Source organism: Streptomyces laurentii (assembly GCF_040635425.1).
Classification (GTDB): Bacteria; Actinomycetota; Actinomycetes; order Streptomycetales; family Streptomycetaceae; genus Streptomyces; species Streptomyces laurentii.
The window spans coordinates 64699-79796 of record NZ_JBEYHT010000013.1; the positions used below are offsets into that span (position 1 = coordinate 64699).

Sequence of the window (15098 nt, forward strand, 5' to 3'; positions counted from 1 at the left end):
AGGGGTGGCGCGGAAGATCTCAGGTGAGCAGGAAGTCAGCCTGTCCGGATTTCGCCCCCTGGATGAACGCGGCGATCTCGCGGTGCGTGTAGATGAGCGCGGGGCCTTCGGGGTCCGCGGACTGGCGCATGGCGATCCTGCCGTCGGCCAGCTTCATGGCCTCGACGCAGTTGCCGCCGTTGCCGCCGCTCCACGGCTTGTGCCAGCCCTCGGCACCGAGGTCGGCGGCGGGCATGCCGTTGTATACGCGGTCCATTCACAGCTCCTTGCGGAGATACCGGAGGATCTCCTTCGTGCGTTGTGCAGTCGCGGCCTGCGCCGCCATGCGGTCCATGACCTCGAGGTGGGAGGCCACCTCGGGGCGTCCGTCGAGATAGACGGCGCCGGTCAGGTACTCGCTGTAGACCATGTCCGGGAGTTCGGGCATGGCGAAGCGGAAGAGGACGAACGGTCCGTAGGTACCGGGGTGGTGCCCGGACGCGAACTCCGCGATCTGCAGGGTGACGTTCGGCAGTTCCGCCGCCTCCATGAGGCGGTCGAGCTGGGCGCGCATCACTTCGGGCCCGTCGCCGACCGGACGGCGGAACACCGTCTCGTCCATGATCACCCAGAACTTGGGTGCGTCCTCCCTGGTCAGGAGGGCCTGGCGCTCCATCCGGAGGGCCACATGACGCTCGGTCTCCTCGTCGTTCTCGACGCTGTCGGCGTTTCTGCCGCCGACGGCGCCGCTGCGCAGGATGGCACGGGCGTAGTCGGGGGTCTGCAGCAGGCCGGGGACGAACTGGGGCTCGTAGGCCCGGATGAGGCCCGCCGCCCCCTCCAGGCTGACGTACATCGAGAACCAGCCGGGCAGCACGTCGTGGAACCGCTGCCACCAGCCGGGGAGGTTGGCCTCCTCCGCGAGGGCGATGAAGCCCTCGGCCTCGGAGTCGGTGACGCCGTACGACCCCAGGAGCATCTGGACGTACGGGATCTTCAGCGCGACCTCGGCGGTCTCCATGCGCCGGATCGTCGCCGGGGCGACCCGCAGGATCTTGGCGGCTTCCTCGCGCTTGAGGCCCGCGCGCTCGCGCAGATCCTGCAGGCGTCTGCCGAGAACGACCTGTCCCACCGTGGGGGCGGACCGCGGCTCGCTCACTCTGAAGACCTCCCCGACGCGCTGTTTTCGACGAGTGTGCCATGAACACCCTCGGGGGAGAACACCGCACTCTGCAATTTGCAGAGTGCCACTTGCCAAGTGTCGGAGTCAGGAGCACAGTATTCCGGTGAACCAGTACACACGCCGACGTGCACATCGTCATGAAGGCGTGCGTACCGCTCTCCCGCCCATAGTTGTGAGGATCCGGTCGTGGCATCTGGTAACGCGCACTCCTCAGGTCTCATGAGCCCCCGCGTCATGCCTCAGCGCCCGCGGCCGCGGATCGACGAACGCCGCTTCGCCTTCGAGCTGCCCGCCCGCACCGAGTCGGTGGCCCGGGCGCGCAGGCTCGCCGAGGAACGGCTGATCCTGTGGGGCTGCGGTGCGGACGTCCGTGACACCGTCGTCCTCGTCGTCTCCGAGCTCGTCACCAACGCCGTCGTGCACACCGCGAGCGCGCGTTTCGTGTGCGAGCTGCGCGAGGGCGAGGAACGGCTGCGGATATCCGTGCGCGACGAGGGCGGCCCCGCCGGGCCCCGGATACGCGACTGTGGCGCGGAGGAGCGCGGCCGCGGCCTGATCCTCGTCGACGCCCTGTGTTCGGCCTGGGGCGCGGACCGCACCGGCCACGGCACGGCACAGGTCGTCTGGGCGGAGCTGGCGCACGGTATGGCGGAGCCGTGCTGAGGTCCGTGGCGGACCTGCTGATCCCGCGTCCTCGCAAGAGCCCCGAACGTCCCACCCTCCCCGCGCCCGTCGGCGTGACCTCGCTCCACCTCCCGGCCGGCCTGCCCGCCACGCTCGGCTGCGACGCGGTGGGCGTCCCCGCCCGCCACGGCTTCCGCATCCTGTCCCGGCTGCCCGCCAAGGGCTGCGTCTACGCGGACAGCCACTGGTGGTGGTGGCTGGTCCCGGCCGGCTCGAATCTCGACCTGCCCTGGCCGCTGCCGTCCTGTTACGCGGACGGTGCCACGGTCCCGGACCGCGGGCCCCGGCTGATCCACCACCCCGACAGCGGCTCGCTCTACACCCCGCCGATCCCCCTCTACCTGCTGATCTGCCAGCTGACCGGCATCGCGCCGTCGTGGAGCAGGCCGCCCCAGGTGCGCAGCGCGCTGTGACCCCCTCCCCGCACTGACGGGATCCCGCCCGGCCGGTCACGTTCCGTGATGCGGCCGCGCGACGGGCCGGCCGGGTCGTAGGGTCGGATCATGTTCTCCCCCGAGGGGCCCTCGTTCCCCGCGCTGGTCCGGCAGGCGCTGTCCTCCGTCGAGCACGGCTACGACCTGCTGGCGGACACCTTCGACGCCACCCCGTTCCGGACTCCGGACCGGGTGCTCGACGCGGTCGCCGAGGCCCTGGAACCGCTCGGGCCGTTCGACTCCGGTCTGGACGTCTGCTGCGGTACGGGCGCCGGGCTCGCGGTACTGCGTTCGGCGTGCGCGGGCCCGACCGTGGGCGTCGACTTCAGCGCCGGCATGCTCGCCGAGGCCCGCCGCGCCCACCCCGGCGCCACGCTCGTACGCGCCGACGCCCTGGCCCTGCCCTTCGCCCCGGTCTTCGACCTGGCGGTCAGCTTCGGCGCCTTCGGCCACTTCGAGCCCGCCGCGCAGCGCGGCCTGTTCGCTCAGGTCCACGCCTCGCTGCGCCCGGGCGGCACCTTCGCCTTCCCGCTACCGGCGCCGCCGCGGGTGGGCTCGACCCCGTACTGGACGCTGTGGGGCTTCGACGCGGCGATGCGGGTCCGGAACGTCCTGTGGCGCCCGCCGTTCGTGATGTACTACCGCACCTTCCGCCTCGCCGACGTCCGCGCGCGCCTCACGGACGCCGGTTTCGGCGTGGACCTGCTGCCGGTCCGGTCCCTGGGCACCCGGGAGGACGGCAGCCCGCGCTGCCGGCTCGTGGTGGCCCGCAAGAGCGGACGGGCCGGGGCGCCTCAGACCCCGTAGGCGGGAACGCCGGACGGAACGGATGGAACGGACGGAACGGACGGGGCGGGCGGGACGACGGGCCGGGGGTCCCGCAGGGCCAGGGCCGCGAGCGCCGCGGGGGCGCCTTCCGGTCCTCGGATGCCGGGGAAGGCGTTGATGTCGACGACGACGGGCGCCCCCGCGCGGTCCAGTACGTCGACCCCGTAGACGTCCAGGCCGAAGACCTCGCCCGTACGGAGCGCGAGCCGGGTCCAGGAGGCCGGCAGGTCCCGGACCAGCGGCGCGGGCCGCGCGCCGTCCGGCGGGGCGCCCACGGGCGCGGGGCGCACCGCCGTGAACACCTCGCCCGCGATCACCCACAGCTTGTGGTCCCAGCCACTGTTCGCGACGAACTCCTGCAGGACGACGGGCTCGTGGGGCCACGCGGCCACGAGGTCCCGCAGCTCGTCCGGGCCGTCCACGCGGGCGACGAGGTCCGCGCGCCGGCTGTGGCGGCTCTTGACCATGACCGGATAGCCGTCCTGCGGCCACCCCGGTCCGTCGAGGATCTCGGACAGCGCGTTCAGGGTCCGCGTCCGCGGCATCGGCAGCCCGGCGGCGTCCGCCACGGCGGCGATCCGGCTCCGGTCCTGGCACAGCTCGGTCGCGGCGGCGGAGTTCACCACCCGGGCGCCCCGGGCCTCGGCGTGCCGGGCCAGGGCGAGGGCCCGGGGGGTGTGCGCCTTGAGGAGGTAGACATCGGCGGGATCGTCCGGAGGGATCGGCTCCGCGGGGGATCCCGGTCCGGCGTCCGGGTCCAGGAACGCCACCCGGTGCCCCGCCTCGATCAGCACGGAGGAGGCGGCGGCGAGCAGCGGGTGGTCCGGCTTGTCGGTCAGCAGGCACACTCTCATATCTGCGCGGCCCCGGGCATGGCCGCCAGCCGGTCCGTGTCGGGGCCGGGATCGGGGTGCGGGCGGGCCGGCACGTGCGGGAGGTGCGGCTGCGCGGGAATGTGCGGGGCGGGGGCGAGCACACCGGTCCTGGCCGCGCCGCCCGCCTTGGCGAGGTCGAGGACGGCGCCGGCCAACCGGGTCACGGCGTCGGGTACTTGGCGGAAGCTCGGGAAGTCGTTGACGTCGACGACCACCGGACCGTCGGGGCCGAGCACCACATCAACGCCGTACAGGTCGAGGCCGAAGACCGCGCCCACCTTCGCCGCCACCGCGGCCACTTCGGCGGGCAGGGGCACGGCCCCCTCGTCGGCCGGCCCGTCCGGGTGGAGCGGGGAACGGCGCAGGGTCGCGTGGAACTCGCCCGCGAGACAGTAGACCTTCAGGTCGGTGCCGGAGTTGGACACGTAGGGCTGCGCGATGAGTTGGCCCTCCCCCGGCTGCTCCGCCTCCGCCAGCCGCCCGGGATTCGCCACGAGCCGCACCCCGCGCCCCGAACTCCCCTCGGCGGGCTTGACCACCAGGGGGAAGAGCTCTTCGGGGACATCCGCGAACAGCGTGACCCTCGGCGCCGAATAGGTCACCGGGACCGGCAGTCCGTGCTGTCGCGCGATGATCGAGGTGAAGACCTTGTCGCGCACCGCGCGGATCGACCGCGCGTCGTTCACCGTGGTCAGGCCCACGGCCGCGGCGGCCTCCAGCAGGGTGAGCCCGGGGCCGCCGGACACGGTCTTGAGCACCCAGGCGTCATGGGTCCCCGCCCGCACCTCCTCCGAGATCCGCAACAGCGAACCGCCGGGCCGCACCACGTCCACCTGGTGCCCCCACGACGACAGCCGCCGGACCACGTCAAGCGGCATGCCGTCATGCCGGTACAGCTCTTCGACGAGGAAGCAGAGCTTCATCTCAAAACCCCTCGGTGCCCCACATATGGGGACACGACGATGCCTCGCGGTGCACTTCCGAACACCGCCAAAGGGGCAACGCTACGTCACGCTCGGCCCAAGACCACCGTCGCCAGGGGTTACTGACGGAGCGTCGTCTTCTCTCCACGGATCGCCATCGGGCGCTGCCCGGACCGGTCACGAGGGTGCCTGCCGGGCCGCGGGGCTTCGCGACGCCGCGAGGCAGCGGACGCCGAGAGGCGGGGTGGGCCATCCAGGAGAACAGCGGCCAGGAGATCCGTCTCGGCACCACCGGCTTCACCGCGTACCACCGCCTGCCGTCCGGCTCCGGCGGGCGACTCCCCCACTCCACCGAAACGGCGTTCTCGCGGGCTCCGGGACGCCGCCCCCATGCGATACGCGTACGCGATCCGGGGCGGCCGGTCGGTGCGGGGAAAAGCGAATGAGTCGGCATCGTGATCACGATGCCGACTCATTCGTCAGTGGTGTCCGAGGGGGGACTTGAACCCCCACGCCCGATAAAGGGCACTAGCACCTCAAGCTAGCGCGTCTGCCATTCCGCCACCCGGACAGGGTGTGTGTCGCTGGTGTCACTCCAGGGTGTTCCCCGTGGCGACATGGACAACTCTATCAGGGGTTCGAGGTGGGTTTCACCAGCGTTTTCCGTGGTCAGCGGGGGGACGGGGGCGGATGTACGGAGGGTGTCCGGGCGCGTACGGACCGCGCGCGTACGGCGTCGGTCAGCGGGTTCCGGTCAGGCGGGCCGAGACGACCACGTTGTCCGGGTAGCCGCCGCCCTCCGTGTAGGGGCCGCCGCAGGTGATGAGGCGGAGTTCCGGGGTGCCGGTGGAGCCGTAGACCCGCTGGGCGGGGAAACGGTCCTTCGGGACGAGTTCGACGCCGTACACGGTGAAGACCGCCGTACGGCCGTCGGCGCGGGCGATCTCGACCCGCTTCCCCTTCGCGAGCGCGCCGAGGCCGTAGAAGACGGCGCGGCCCTCGGGGGTGTCGACGTGGCCGACGACGACGGCGGTGCCGCGCGCGCCGGGGGTGACGGAGCCGGTGAACCAGCCGGCGAGGTTGCGGTCGCCCGGAGGCGGGGCGTCGATCCCGCCGTCGGCGGCCAGGCCGACCCGGGTCACCGGGGCGTCGACGCCCACGGCGGCGACGCGTACCCGGAGGGGTGGCGCGGCGGGCAGCGGGGCGGGGGCCGACGGGACGGCGCGGGAGGCCGGGGCCGCCGCACGGGCGGGGGCGGCAGCCGCGGCGGGGCGCGGGGGCCCGTCGGCGGCCGGGTCCGTCAGGCCGCCGCGCAGGAGGTGGACGCCGACCAGGAGAACGACGGCGACGACACCCCAGGCACCACGCTGGCCCGGCTCGTTCTGCCCGTACACGTGCGGCCCTCTCGTTCGTCCGTCCGGTGGATCGGTGGCTCGGTGAAGCCGCGGCTCGGCGGCTCGTGCGGAAAGGGCGCCCCTCCCTCCCGGTCCTCGTCACACCGGGAGGGAGGGGCTGTCTTCAGGTCTCCTTCGGCCGCCAGGCGCCGGCCTCCGGCCTCGGGCGTCAGCCGTCGGTGCGCTCGCGGCGGCGGGTCAGGACGACGGCCGCGCCGAGCGCGCCGGCGATCAGGACACCGCCCGCGACCGCCCCGGCGGTACCGAACCCGCCGGGCTCGCCGGTCACGGCGCCGGAGGCGCTGCCGAAGCCGGCGTTCACGCCCCGGTGCGCCCCGATCGGCGGGAAGCCCTCCTGGTCGCGCCCGCCCCTCTCGTCGCGCTCGTGGTCACGGCCCTGGTCCCTGCCGTGGTCCCGGTCCTGGTCGCGACCCGGCTCGTGGCCTTGTTCGCGACCCGGCTCACGGCCGTGGCCGCCGCCTCCGGTGACGGTGAGGGTGGTGCTGCCGCGCTCGCCCTTGCAGTCGAAGGTCACCTCGTACCGTTCGCCGGGCTTGGCATCGGAATCGACGGTGGCGGTGCCCGGACGGCCGTCCCGCAGGGTGACCGCGTCGAAGGCGTCGGACTCGACGGTCGCCATGGGCGCCCGGCAGCCGTCCGCCCGGAGGGTGACGGTGCCGCCGGGGGCGACCTGCCGGGGCGTGACGGAGACACCGAACACGGTGCCGCCGTGCCCGCTGCCTTCCAGCTTCGGGAGGACACCCGCGGGACCGCCGCTCTCCTTCGGGAAGACGCCCGCGGGACCGCCGTCCTCCGCCGAGGCGGCCGGTGCCATCAGGACGGCCGCGGCCACAGGGGCGACGGCGAGCAGGGCTGCGGACGTTGCGGCCTGTATCACGCGCATGACGGTCCTCCAGATCACGAGGGCGGACGCGGAGCGTTTCCGCGGAGAGGCCGGTAGAAGACCCTCGCCGCGATCGAAGCTAGGTCCGCCCCCCGCACCCCCGCCACCGGGCACCGCCGAACGGCCCACACCCGGTTGCTCCCCCTCCCCGGCGCCGCTCCCGGGCCGCCGCGAGGGCGCCCGGGAGTGGCGGGAGTGACCGGGAGCCCCTACGGGACCCGGACGACCTGGCCCGCGTACGAGAGGTTGCCGCCGAAGGCGAACAGCAGCACCGGCGCGCCGGTGGCGAGTTCGCCGCGCTCGACCAGCTTGGCGAGGGCGAGCGGTACGGAGGCGGCCGAGGTGTTGCCGGAGTCGACGACGTCGCGGGCGACGACCGCGTTGACCGCGCCGATGCGGGCGGCGAGCGGTTCGACGATCCGCAGGTTCGCCTGGTGGAGGACGACGCCGGCCAGGTCCTCGGGGGCGATGCCGGAACGGGCGCACACCTCACGGGCGAGGGTGGGCAGCCGGTGGGTGGCCCAGCGGTAGACGGCCTGGCCCTCCTGGGCGAAGCGGGGCGGGGTGCCCTCGATCCGGACGGCGTGCCCCATCTCCGGGACGGACCCCCACAGGACCGGGCCGACGGCCGGGAGTTCACCCTCCGCCGGAGCGTCGCACGCCTCGACGACCGCGGCGCCCGCGCCGTCGCCGACGAGCACACAGGTGGTGCGGTCGGTCCAGTCGGCGATGTCGGTCATCTTGTCCGCGCCGATGACGAGGACGCGGCGGGCGCCGCCCGCCCGGATGGCGTGGTCGGCGGTGGCGAGGGCGTGGGTGAAGCCGGCGCAGACCACGTTGAGGTCCATGGTGGCGGGCGAGGTCATGCCGAGCCGGGCGGCGACCCGGGCCGCCGTGTTGGGCGAGCGGTCGATGGCGGTGGACGTGGCGACGAGCACCAGGTCGATGTCGTCGGGCGCCCGTCCGGCGGCGGCGAGGGCCTTCGCGGCGGCGTGCGCGGCGAGTTCGTCGACCGGCTCGTCCGGTCCGGCGACGTGCCGGGTGCGGATGCCGACCCGGCTGGTGATCCACGCGTCGTTGGTGTCGACGATGGCGGCCAAGTCGTCGTTGGTGAGCACCTTGGCGGGCTGGTAATGCCCGAGCGCGGCGATTCGAGTACCCGTCATACCCGGGCCCCTCCGGTGGTTCGGTGATGCGCTGGTTCGGTCGTCGTACACGCTTCCGCCCTTCGTTCCGGCGGAAGGCCTCCCAGTCTCGCGAGCGACTGACGGGTAACAAGTGGGGTGAACCACCAAGATTCCCCTGAACCGGCTGTACGGCGCTGACAAGGGAGAATGGTCCGGTCGGGCCCACCGAGGGCAGCGGGCGGCGAAGGGACGGGCGGTCACATGGGACGGGTCACCGAACGGCGGCGGGTCGTACGCGTCCGTGGCGGGGCGGTGAGCTCCCGGCCGGACACCCTGGTCGCCGAGGAGCCGCTGGAGATCCGGCTGAACGGCCGGCCGATCGCGATCACCATGCGCACGCCCGGCGACGACTTCGCGCTGGCGGCCGGGTTCCTGGTGAGCGAGGGCGTGCTCGCGGCCGCCTCGGACGTACGGAACATCGTGTACTGCGCGGGGGCGAAGGACGACGGCACCAACACGTACAACGTGGTGGACGTACGGCTCGCGCCGGACGTGCCGGTCCCCGACATCACCCTGGAGCGGAACGTCTACACCACCTCGTCGTGCGGCCTGTGCGGCAAGGCGAGCCTGGACGCGGTGCGCACCACGGCCCGGTTCCCGATCGCCGACACTCCCCCGCTGCGGCTCGCCCCGGCCCTGCTGGCCGCGCTGCCGGACCGGTTGCGCGCGGCGCAGCGGGTGTTCGACCGGACCGGCGGGCTGCACGCGGCGGCGCTGTTCTCGGAGGACGGCGAACTGCTCGACGTACGCGAGGACGTGGGCCGTCACAACGCCGTCGACAAGGTGGTGGGGCGGGCGCTCACGGAGGGGCGGCTGCCGCTGGAGCGGGCGGTGCTGCTCGTGTCGGGGCGGGCCTCGTTCGAGCTGGCGCAGAAGGCGGTGATGGCGGGGATTCCGGTGCTCGCGGCCGTGTCGGCGCCGTCCTCGCTCGCGGTGGACCTGGCGGCGGAGACGGGGCTGACCCTGGTCGGCTTCCTGCGCGGGCAGGACATGAACGTGTACGCGGGTGAGCACCGGATCGCCCTGGACGCGACCGCCTGATCGCCTTCTCCGCGCTTACGCGGGTGTCCCGGTGGTCGGATTCTCCGCGCCTACGCGGGTGTCCCGGCGGTCGGAAGCGTCGCCGCCGGGACCGGCCCGCCCGTCGCCGTCCCGGCCGCCTCCGGGTCGCGGGCGCGGCGGCGGGCGAGCACCGCGCAGACCATGAGCTGCATCTGGTGGAAGAGCATCAGCGGCAGCACCGCGAGCGACGCCTGCGCGCCGAAGAGGACGCTGGCCATGGGCAGTCCGGCGGCCAGGCTCTTCTTGGACCCGGCGAACTGGATCGCGATCCGGTCCTCCCGGCCGAACCCGAGCTTCCGCGCCCCGTACCAGGTCAGCGCCAGCATCACGGCGAGGAGCACCGCCTCCACGGCGAGCAGCAGCCCGAGCCGGGCCGGCGTCACCAGGTGCCAGACGCCGCGGGTCATGCCCTCGCTGAAGGCCGTGTAGACGACCAGCAGGATCGAGCCCCGGTCGACGTAGCCGAGCACCTTCCGGTGCCGGGCGACGAATCCGCCGGTCCAGCGGCGCAGCGACTGGCCCGCCAGGAACGGCACGAGGAGCTGGAGCACGATCTTCAGCAGCGAGTCGGCGGAGAAGCCGCCCGCGCTGTGCCCGAGCAGCAGCGCCGCGAGCAGCGGGGTGAGGACCATGCCGGCCAGTGAGGAGAAGGAGCCGGCGCAGATCGCGGCGGGCACGTTGCCGCGGGCGATCGAGGTGAAGGCGATCGAGGACTGGATGGTGGACGGCACCAGGCACAGGAAGAGCAGGCCGTTGTAGAGGTCGGGGGTGAGGACCGCCGGCACGAGCCCGCGGGCCGCGATCCCGAGCACCGGGAAGACCAGGAAAGTACTGGCCAGTACGGCGAGATGCAGCCGCCAGTGCCGCAGCCCGTCCATCGCCTCACGGGTGGAGAGCCGCGCCCCGTAGAGGAAGAAGAGCAGCGCGACCGCCCCCGTCGACGCCCCGCCCGCGACCGTCGCCGCCGTCCCGGAGGCGGGCAGCAGCGCGGCGAGTCCGACCGTGCCGAGCAGCGCCAGGATGTACGGGTCGACGGGCAGCCAGGCCGGCAGCAGGGACCGGCGGGGCGGGGCGGCGGCCGTGCGGGAGGAGGGGGAGGTCATGCGTCCATCCTGGTCGACGGCCCGGAGATCGGGAATCCCGTACAGCACACTGACTGTCATCACGTGTCGCGATAACCATCCTCAGGACCGCGCACCCTCTCCCTGCCGACCCGGGTCCGAACCCGGGCCCGGCCCTGGGTCCGCCCCTCAGCCCCTACCCTGTCGCCCATGCCCGCCCTCTACGAGCCGACCCAGCTGCGCACCTTCCTCGCGGTCGCGCAGACCCTGAGCTTCACGCGGGCCGCCCGGCGGCTCGGGCTGCGCCAGTCGACCGTCAGCCAGCACGTACGGCGGCTGGAGGAGGCGACCGGCCGGCCGCTGTTCGTCCGGGACACGCACGCGGTGGAGCTGACCGAGGACGGCGAGGCGATGCTCGGCTTCGCCCGCGCGATCCTGGAGGCGCACGAGCGCGCGGCGGCCTTCTTCACCGGGACGCGGCTGCGTGGACGGCTGCGGTTCGGCGCCTCGGAGGACTTCGTGTCGACCCGTCTGCCGGAGATCCTGGAGGCCTTCCGGCGCGAACACCCGGACGTCGACCTGGAGCTGACCGTCGAACTGTCCGGCACCCTCCAGGCCCGCCTCGAAGCGGGCCGGCTCGATCTGATCCTGGCCAAGCGCGGCGGTGACGCCGGAAAACCGGCCTCCGGCACGGCGGTGGAACCTCCCGGGGAGGAGCTGGTCTGGCAGGACACGCTCGTGTGGATCGGCGCGCCCCGGCTGCGGCTCGACCCGGACCGCCCCGTTCCGCTGATCGTCTTCCCGCCGCCCGGCATCACCCGCGCCCGCGCCTTGGAGGCGCTGCGGACGCAGGGCCGGGCGTGGCGGATCGCGTGTACGAGCACGAGCCTGAGCGCCAATGTGGCGGCGGCCCGCGCCGGCCTCGGGGTGATGGCGCACACCCGTGGCCTGATCCCGCCCGGTCTGGCCGAGCTGCCCGCCCGGGCGGGGCTGCCGGAGCTCGGCCCGGTCGATTTCGTGCTGCGCCAGGGACGTCGGCGCGGGGCGGCCCAGGACGCGGCGGATGCCCTCGCTGCGGCGATCCTGGCGAGCGGCGACCGGCTGCGCCGTCCCCGCTGAGCGGACCACGGGCATGGCCGGATCCGGCCGCCTGACGGGGAGTCCGCGTGGTGCCGCGCGGTGCGCCGGTGAGCACCCCGTACAGATTCGGTGGAGATTACCCCCGACCAGGACTTACCGGCGGTCACACTCCGGGGCTCCGCGGGCCGCGCCACCCCTGCTTCGCCACTCCTGACCAGGCGATACGCGGAATGTCGCGGCTTGGTGAAGGGCCTCCCGCCGCGGCGCGGCGTGGGGTAGGTTCCGCGCCGTACGGAGCGTGCCGCGGAGCGCGACGCCGAACGGACCGGGTGTGGGTGAGGGGAGCAGGCCAGTGCGCGAGTTCACCGTGCCGCCCGTCGAGGCGGCGCCGTTGACCGGCGGCCTGGCGGACGCGGTGTTCGACCACGCCGAGCGGGATCCGGACCGGCCCGCGCTCGGCCGCCGGGACACCGCCGGACAGTGGCGGGACGTGACGGCCGCCGGGTTCCGCGACGAGGTGCTCGCGCTCGCCAAGGGGCTGATCGCGCAGGGCGTACGGTTCGGCGACCGGGTCGCGATCATGGCGCGAACCCGTTACGAGTGGACGCTGTTCGACTTCGCGTTGTGGACCCTCGGGGCCCAGCCGGTACCGGTCTATCCGACCTCCTCCGCCGACCAGGTGCGCTGGATGCTGCACGACGCCGAGGTCACCGCGTGCGTGGTGGAGCACGAGGACCACGCGATGACGATCGGTTCGGTGATCGACCGGCTGCCCCGGCTGCAGCGGCTCTGGCAGCTCGACGCGGGCGACGGCGCGGTGGCCGAGCTGACGGCGGCCGGCGCGGACATCGACGACGAGGTGGTGCACCGGCACCGCCGGGCCGTGACGCCGGACTCGGTGGCCACGATCATCTACACCTCGGGGACCACGGGGCGCCCCAAGGGCTGCGTGATCACCCACGCGAACCTGATGTTCGAGGCGGACACGATGGTCGGCCGCTGGGAGCCGGTGTTCCGGTCCCGGCCCGGCGACGAGGCCGCCACGCTGCTCTTCCTGCCGCTCGCGCACGTCTTCGGGCGGATGGTGGAGGTCGCGGCGATCCGGGGCGGGGTGAAGCTCGGCCACCAGCCGGTGATGGCCGCCGCCGAACTGCTGCCGGACCTCCAGGCGTTCCGGCCGACTTTCGTGCTGGCCGTGCCGTACATCTTCGAGAAGGTCTTCCACGCGGCCCGCCGCAGGGCCGAGACGGAGGGCCGGCGGGCGGCGTTCGACAAGGCCGTGGACGTGGCGGTGCGCTACGCGGAGGCGCTGGAGCACAAGTCCTTCGGGCTCGGCCCCGGACCGTCGGCGGGGCTGCGGATGCAGCACCAGTTCTTCGAGAAGACGGTGTTCGCGAAGGTCCGCACCGCGCTCGGCGGCCGGGTCCGGCACGCGATGTCGGGCGGTTCCGGCATGGACCGGCGGCTCGGACTGTTCTTCGAGGGCGCGGGCGTGACGATCTTCGAAGGGTACGGACTGACGGAGTCCACCGCGGCGGCGACCGCGAACCCGCCGGAGCGGACCCGGTACGGAACGGTGGGGCAGCCGGTGCCGGGCACGACGGTGCACATCGCGGAGGACGGCGAGGTGTGGCTGCACGGCGGCCATGTCTTCTCCGGGTATCTGAACAACCGGGAGGCGACCGGCGAGGTCCTCCACGACGGCTGGCTGGCGACCGGCGACCTGGGGGCGCTGGACGAGGACGGCTATCTGACGATCACCGGGCGGAAGAAGGAGATCCTGGTGACCTCGGGCGGCAAGAGCGTCTCGCCGGCCGCCCTGGAGGAGCGGGTGCGGGCGCATCCGCTGGTGGCGCAGTGCATCGTGGTCGGCAACGACCGGCCGTACGTCGCCGCCCTGGTCACCCTCGACCAGGAGTCGGTGGAGCACTGGCTGGCGATGCAGGACCGGCGGCCGCTGCCGGCGGCCGAGCTGGTGCGCGACACGACCCTGGAAACGGAGATCCGGCGGGCGGTGGTGGCGGCGAACACGCGCGTGTCGCAGGCCGAGTCGATCCGGACCTTCCGGATCCTGGCGCATCCGTTCAGCGAGGAGCACGGGCTGCTCACCCCGTCGCTGAAGCTGAAGCGGAGGGCGATCGAGCAGGTGTACGCGAGCGAGGTCGAGGCGCTGTACCGCTGAGCGGAACGCCGAAGCGGCCGAGGGAGCGTCCGGTGGTCGGGGGCCCTTCAGTGGCCCCTGGGGCGCTTTTCGGCAGCTTTGCAGCGGTTTTGCGGCGTTTTTGCGGCGCTTCTCGGGCGGCCCGCAATGCCTCGGAAGAGCTCGGAAGGGCTCGCCCGCGGCCCGTGACGCCGTCTCCGGGGCTCCCGGACATTCCGTGGACCTGCGGAATCGTCCTCGTGAACGGAATGCGATCGCTGCCGTCTTCGTTGAGGCTGAGAGTAATACCCCCGACGACGTAAGGAACGCTTCCCCGTGAGCACGGACAGCAAGGTTCCCTTCCTCACCCTCAACAACGGCGTGCGCATGCCGCAGCTGGGCTTCGGCGTATGGCAGGTGCCGGACGACGAGGCCGAGAAGGCCGTCGCCACGGCGCTCGAGGCGGGCTACCGCTCCGTCGACACCGCCGCGATCTACGAGAACGAGGCCGGTACCGGCAAGGCCCTCGCCGCCTCGGGCCTCCCCCGCGAGGAACTCTTCGTCACCACCAAGCTGTGGAACGACCAGCAGGGTTACGACTCGACGCTGCGCGCGTTCGACTCCTCGCTGGAGCTCCTCGGCCTCGACTACGTGGACCTGTACCTGATCCACTGGCCGGTGCCGGCGAAGGACGCGTACGTCGACACGTACAAGGCGTTCGAGAAGATCCTCGCGGACGGCCGCGCCAAGGCCATCGGCGTGTCGAACTTCCTTCCGGAGCACCTGGAGCGACTGATCGGCGAGACCTCCGTGGTCCCCGCCGTCAACCAGATCGAGCTGCACCCGCAGCTCCAGCAGGCCGCCTCCCGTGAGACGCACGCCAAGCACGGCATCGCGACCGAGGCCTGGTCGCCGCTCGGCTCCGGCAAGGGCCTCCTGGAGGTCCCGGCGATCGTGGCGATCGCGCGGAAGCACGACCGCTCGCCCGCCCAGGTGGTGCTGCGCTGGCACCTCCAGATCGGCAACGTGGTGATCCCGAAGTCGGTCACCCCCTCCCGTATCCGGGAGAACATCGACGTCTTCGACTTCGAGCTGGACGCCGAGGACCTGGCCGCGATCACCGCCCTCGACGAGGGTCGCCGTCTGGGCCCGAACCCGGCGGAGTTCAACGTAGGCGCCTGATCGGACCGGAGCGGCCCGGCAGCGGTCCCCCGCACGGGGTCGCTGCCGGGCCGCTTCTGTGCGCGGTGCTTGTGTTCGGCGCTTGAGCTCGGCGCTTCAGTTCGGGCTCCTGCGTCCGGGCTCTTGCGCTCGGGCTCTTGTGCCCGTCCGGTGGGCTCGGCCGGTCGCTCGGTTCGGGGACT

At 73.1% G+C, this 15098-nt stretch carries 15 protein-coding genes and 1 tRNA gene; 7 read left to right on the plus strand and 9 right to left on the minus strand.

Features of this window, described 5'->3' with window-relative positions; genetic code table 11:
- Nucleotides 1-19: 19 nt before the first annotated feature.
- Together ABZ693_RS11400 and ABZ693_RS11405 are read right to left on the minus strand one after the other, a co-directional pair.
- Nucleotides 20-256, minus strand: a complete 237-nt coding sequence (locus ABZ693_RS11400) for a DUF397 domain-containing protein (protein WP_359875614.1) — start codon at nucleotides 254-256, stop codon at nucleotides 20-22.
- The gene (locus ABZ693_RS11405; RefSeq protein WP_359875616.1) at nucleotides 257-1138 is read right to left on the minus strand and encodes a Sco1979 family transcriptional regulator; all 882 of its coding nucleotides are present in this window, start codon (nucleotides 1136-1138) and stop codon (nucleotides 257-259) included. It lies immediately after the preceding gene.
- Nucleotides 1139-1396: 258 nt separating this feature from the next.
- Here ABZ693_RS11405 and ABZ693_RS11410 point away from each other — a divergent pair, with 258 nt between their 5' ends.
- The 3 genes from ABZ693_RS11410 to ABZ693_RS11420 all read left to right on the plus strand — a co-directional run bounded on the left by ABZ693_RS11410 (nucleotide 1397) and on the right by ABZ693_RS11420 (nucleotide 3087).
- The gene (locus ABZ693_RS11410) at nucleotides 1397-1825 is read left to right on the plus strand and encodes an ATP-binding protein (RefSeq protein ID WP_359875618.1); all 429 of its coding nucleotides are present in this window, start codon (nucleotides 1397-1399) and stop codon (nucleotides 1823-1825) included.
- A gap of 74 nt (nucleotides 1826-1899) precedes the next feature.
- Nucleotides 1900-2259 (plus strand): hypothetical protein, encoded by a 360-nt coding sequence (locus tag ABZ693_RS11415; RefSeq protein WP_359875688.1) that lies wholly within the window; start codon nucleotides 1900-1902, stop codon nucleotides 2257-2259.
- 90 nt (nucleotides 2260-2349) lie between these two features.
- Entirely contained in the window at nucleotides 2350-3087 is a 738-nt protein-coding gene (locus ABZ693_RS11420; RefSeq protein WP_359875620.1) for a class I SAM-dependent DNA methyltransferase, read from the plus strand.
- Here ABZ693_RS11420 and ABZ693_RS11425 read toward each other — a convergent pair.
- The 6 genes from ABZ693_RS11425 to ABZ693_RS11450 form a co-directional block, all read right to left on the minus strand.
- Nucleotides 3075-3962, minus strand: a complete 888-nt coding sequence (locus ABZ693_RS11425; protein ID WP_359875621.1) for an ATP-grasp domain-containing protein — start codon at nucleotides 3960-3962, stop codon at nucleotides 3075-3077. The genes ABZ693_RS11420 and ABZ693_RS11425 overlap by 13 nt on opposite strands.
- Complete coding sequence (locus tag ABZ693_RS11430; RefSeq protein ID WP_359875622.1) at nucleotides 3959-4906, minus strand: ATP-grasp domain-containing protein; 948 nt, start codon at nucleotides 4904-4906, stop codon at nucleotides 3959-3961. Before ABZ693_RS11430 ends, ABZ693_RS11425 begins: the two co-directional genes overlap by 4 nt.
- Before the next feature lie 483 nt (nucleotides 4907-5389).
- Nucleotides 5390-5477: transfer RNA gene (locus ABZ693_RS11435), tRNA-Leu, on the minus strand.
- Between the two features lie 169 nt (nucleotides 5478-5646).
- Nucleotides 5647-6300, minus strand: coding sequence for a class F sortase (locus ABZ693_RS11440; RefSeq protein ID WP_359875623.1), 654 nt, complete (start codon nucleotides 6298-6300; stop codon nucleotides 5647-5649).
- Between the two features lie 169 nt (nucleotides 6301-6469).
- Entirely contained in the window at nucleotides 6470-7204 is a 735-nt protein-coding gene (locus tag ABZ693_RS11445; RefSeq protein ID WP_359875624.1) for a hypothetical protein, read from the minus strand.
- A gap of 209 nt (nucleotides 7205-7413) precedes the next feature.
- Nucleotides 7414-8370 (minus strand): beta-ketoacyl-ACP synthase III, encoded by a 957-nt coding sequence (locus ABZ693_RS11450; protein ID WP_359875625.1) that lies wholly within the window; start codon nucleotides 8368-8370, stop codon nucleotides 7414-7416.
- Nucleotides 8371-8592: 222 nt separating this feature from the next.
- On the opposite strand from ABZ693_RS11450, the gene fdhD reads away from it, so the two are divergent.
- Complete coding sequence (fdhD, locus tag ABZ693_RS11455) at nucleotides 8593-9432, plus strand: formate dehydrogenase accessory sulfurtransferase FdhD (protein WP_359875626.1); 840 nt, start codon at nucleotides 8593-8595, stop codon at nucleotides 9430-9432.
- 50 nt (nucleotides 9433-9482) lie between these two features.
- Here fdhD and ABZ693_RS11460 read toward each other — a convergent pair whose 3' ends face one another.
- Nucleotides 9483-10556, minus strand: a complete 1074-nt coding sequence (locus ABZ693_RS11460; protein WP_359875627.1) for a bile acid:sodium symporter family protein — start codon at nucleotides 10554-10556, stop codon at nucleotides 9483-9485.
- A gap of 168 nt (nucleotides 10557-10724) precedes the next feature.
- Here ABZ693_RS11460 and ABZ693_RS11465 point away from each other — a divergent pair, with 168 nt between their 5' ends.
- From ABZ693_RS11465 to ABZ693_RS11475, 3 genes are all read left to right on the plus strand, one after another.
- Nucleotides 10725-11633, plus strand: a complete 909-nt coding sequence (locus ABZ693_RS11465) for a LysR substrate-binding domain-containing protein (protein ID WP_359875628.1) — start codon at nucleotides 10725-10727, stop codon at nucleotides 11631-11633.
- Nucleotides 11634-11946: 313 nt separating this feature from the next.
- Nucleotides 11947-13776 (plus strand): AMP-dependent synthetase/ligase, encoded by a 1830-nt coding sequence (locus tag ABZ693_RS11470; RefSeq protein WP_359875629.1) that lies wholly within the window; start codon nucleotides 11947-11949, stop codon nucleotides 13774-13776.
- Nucleotides 13777-14121: 345 nt separating this feature from the next.
- Nucleotides 14122-14916, plus strand: coding sequence for an aldo/keto reductase (locus ABZ693_RS11475; protein ID WP_359875689.1), 795 nt, complete (start codon nucleotides 14122-14124; stop codon nucleotides 14914-14916).
- Nucleotides 14917-15098: the final 182 nt, after the last annotated feature.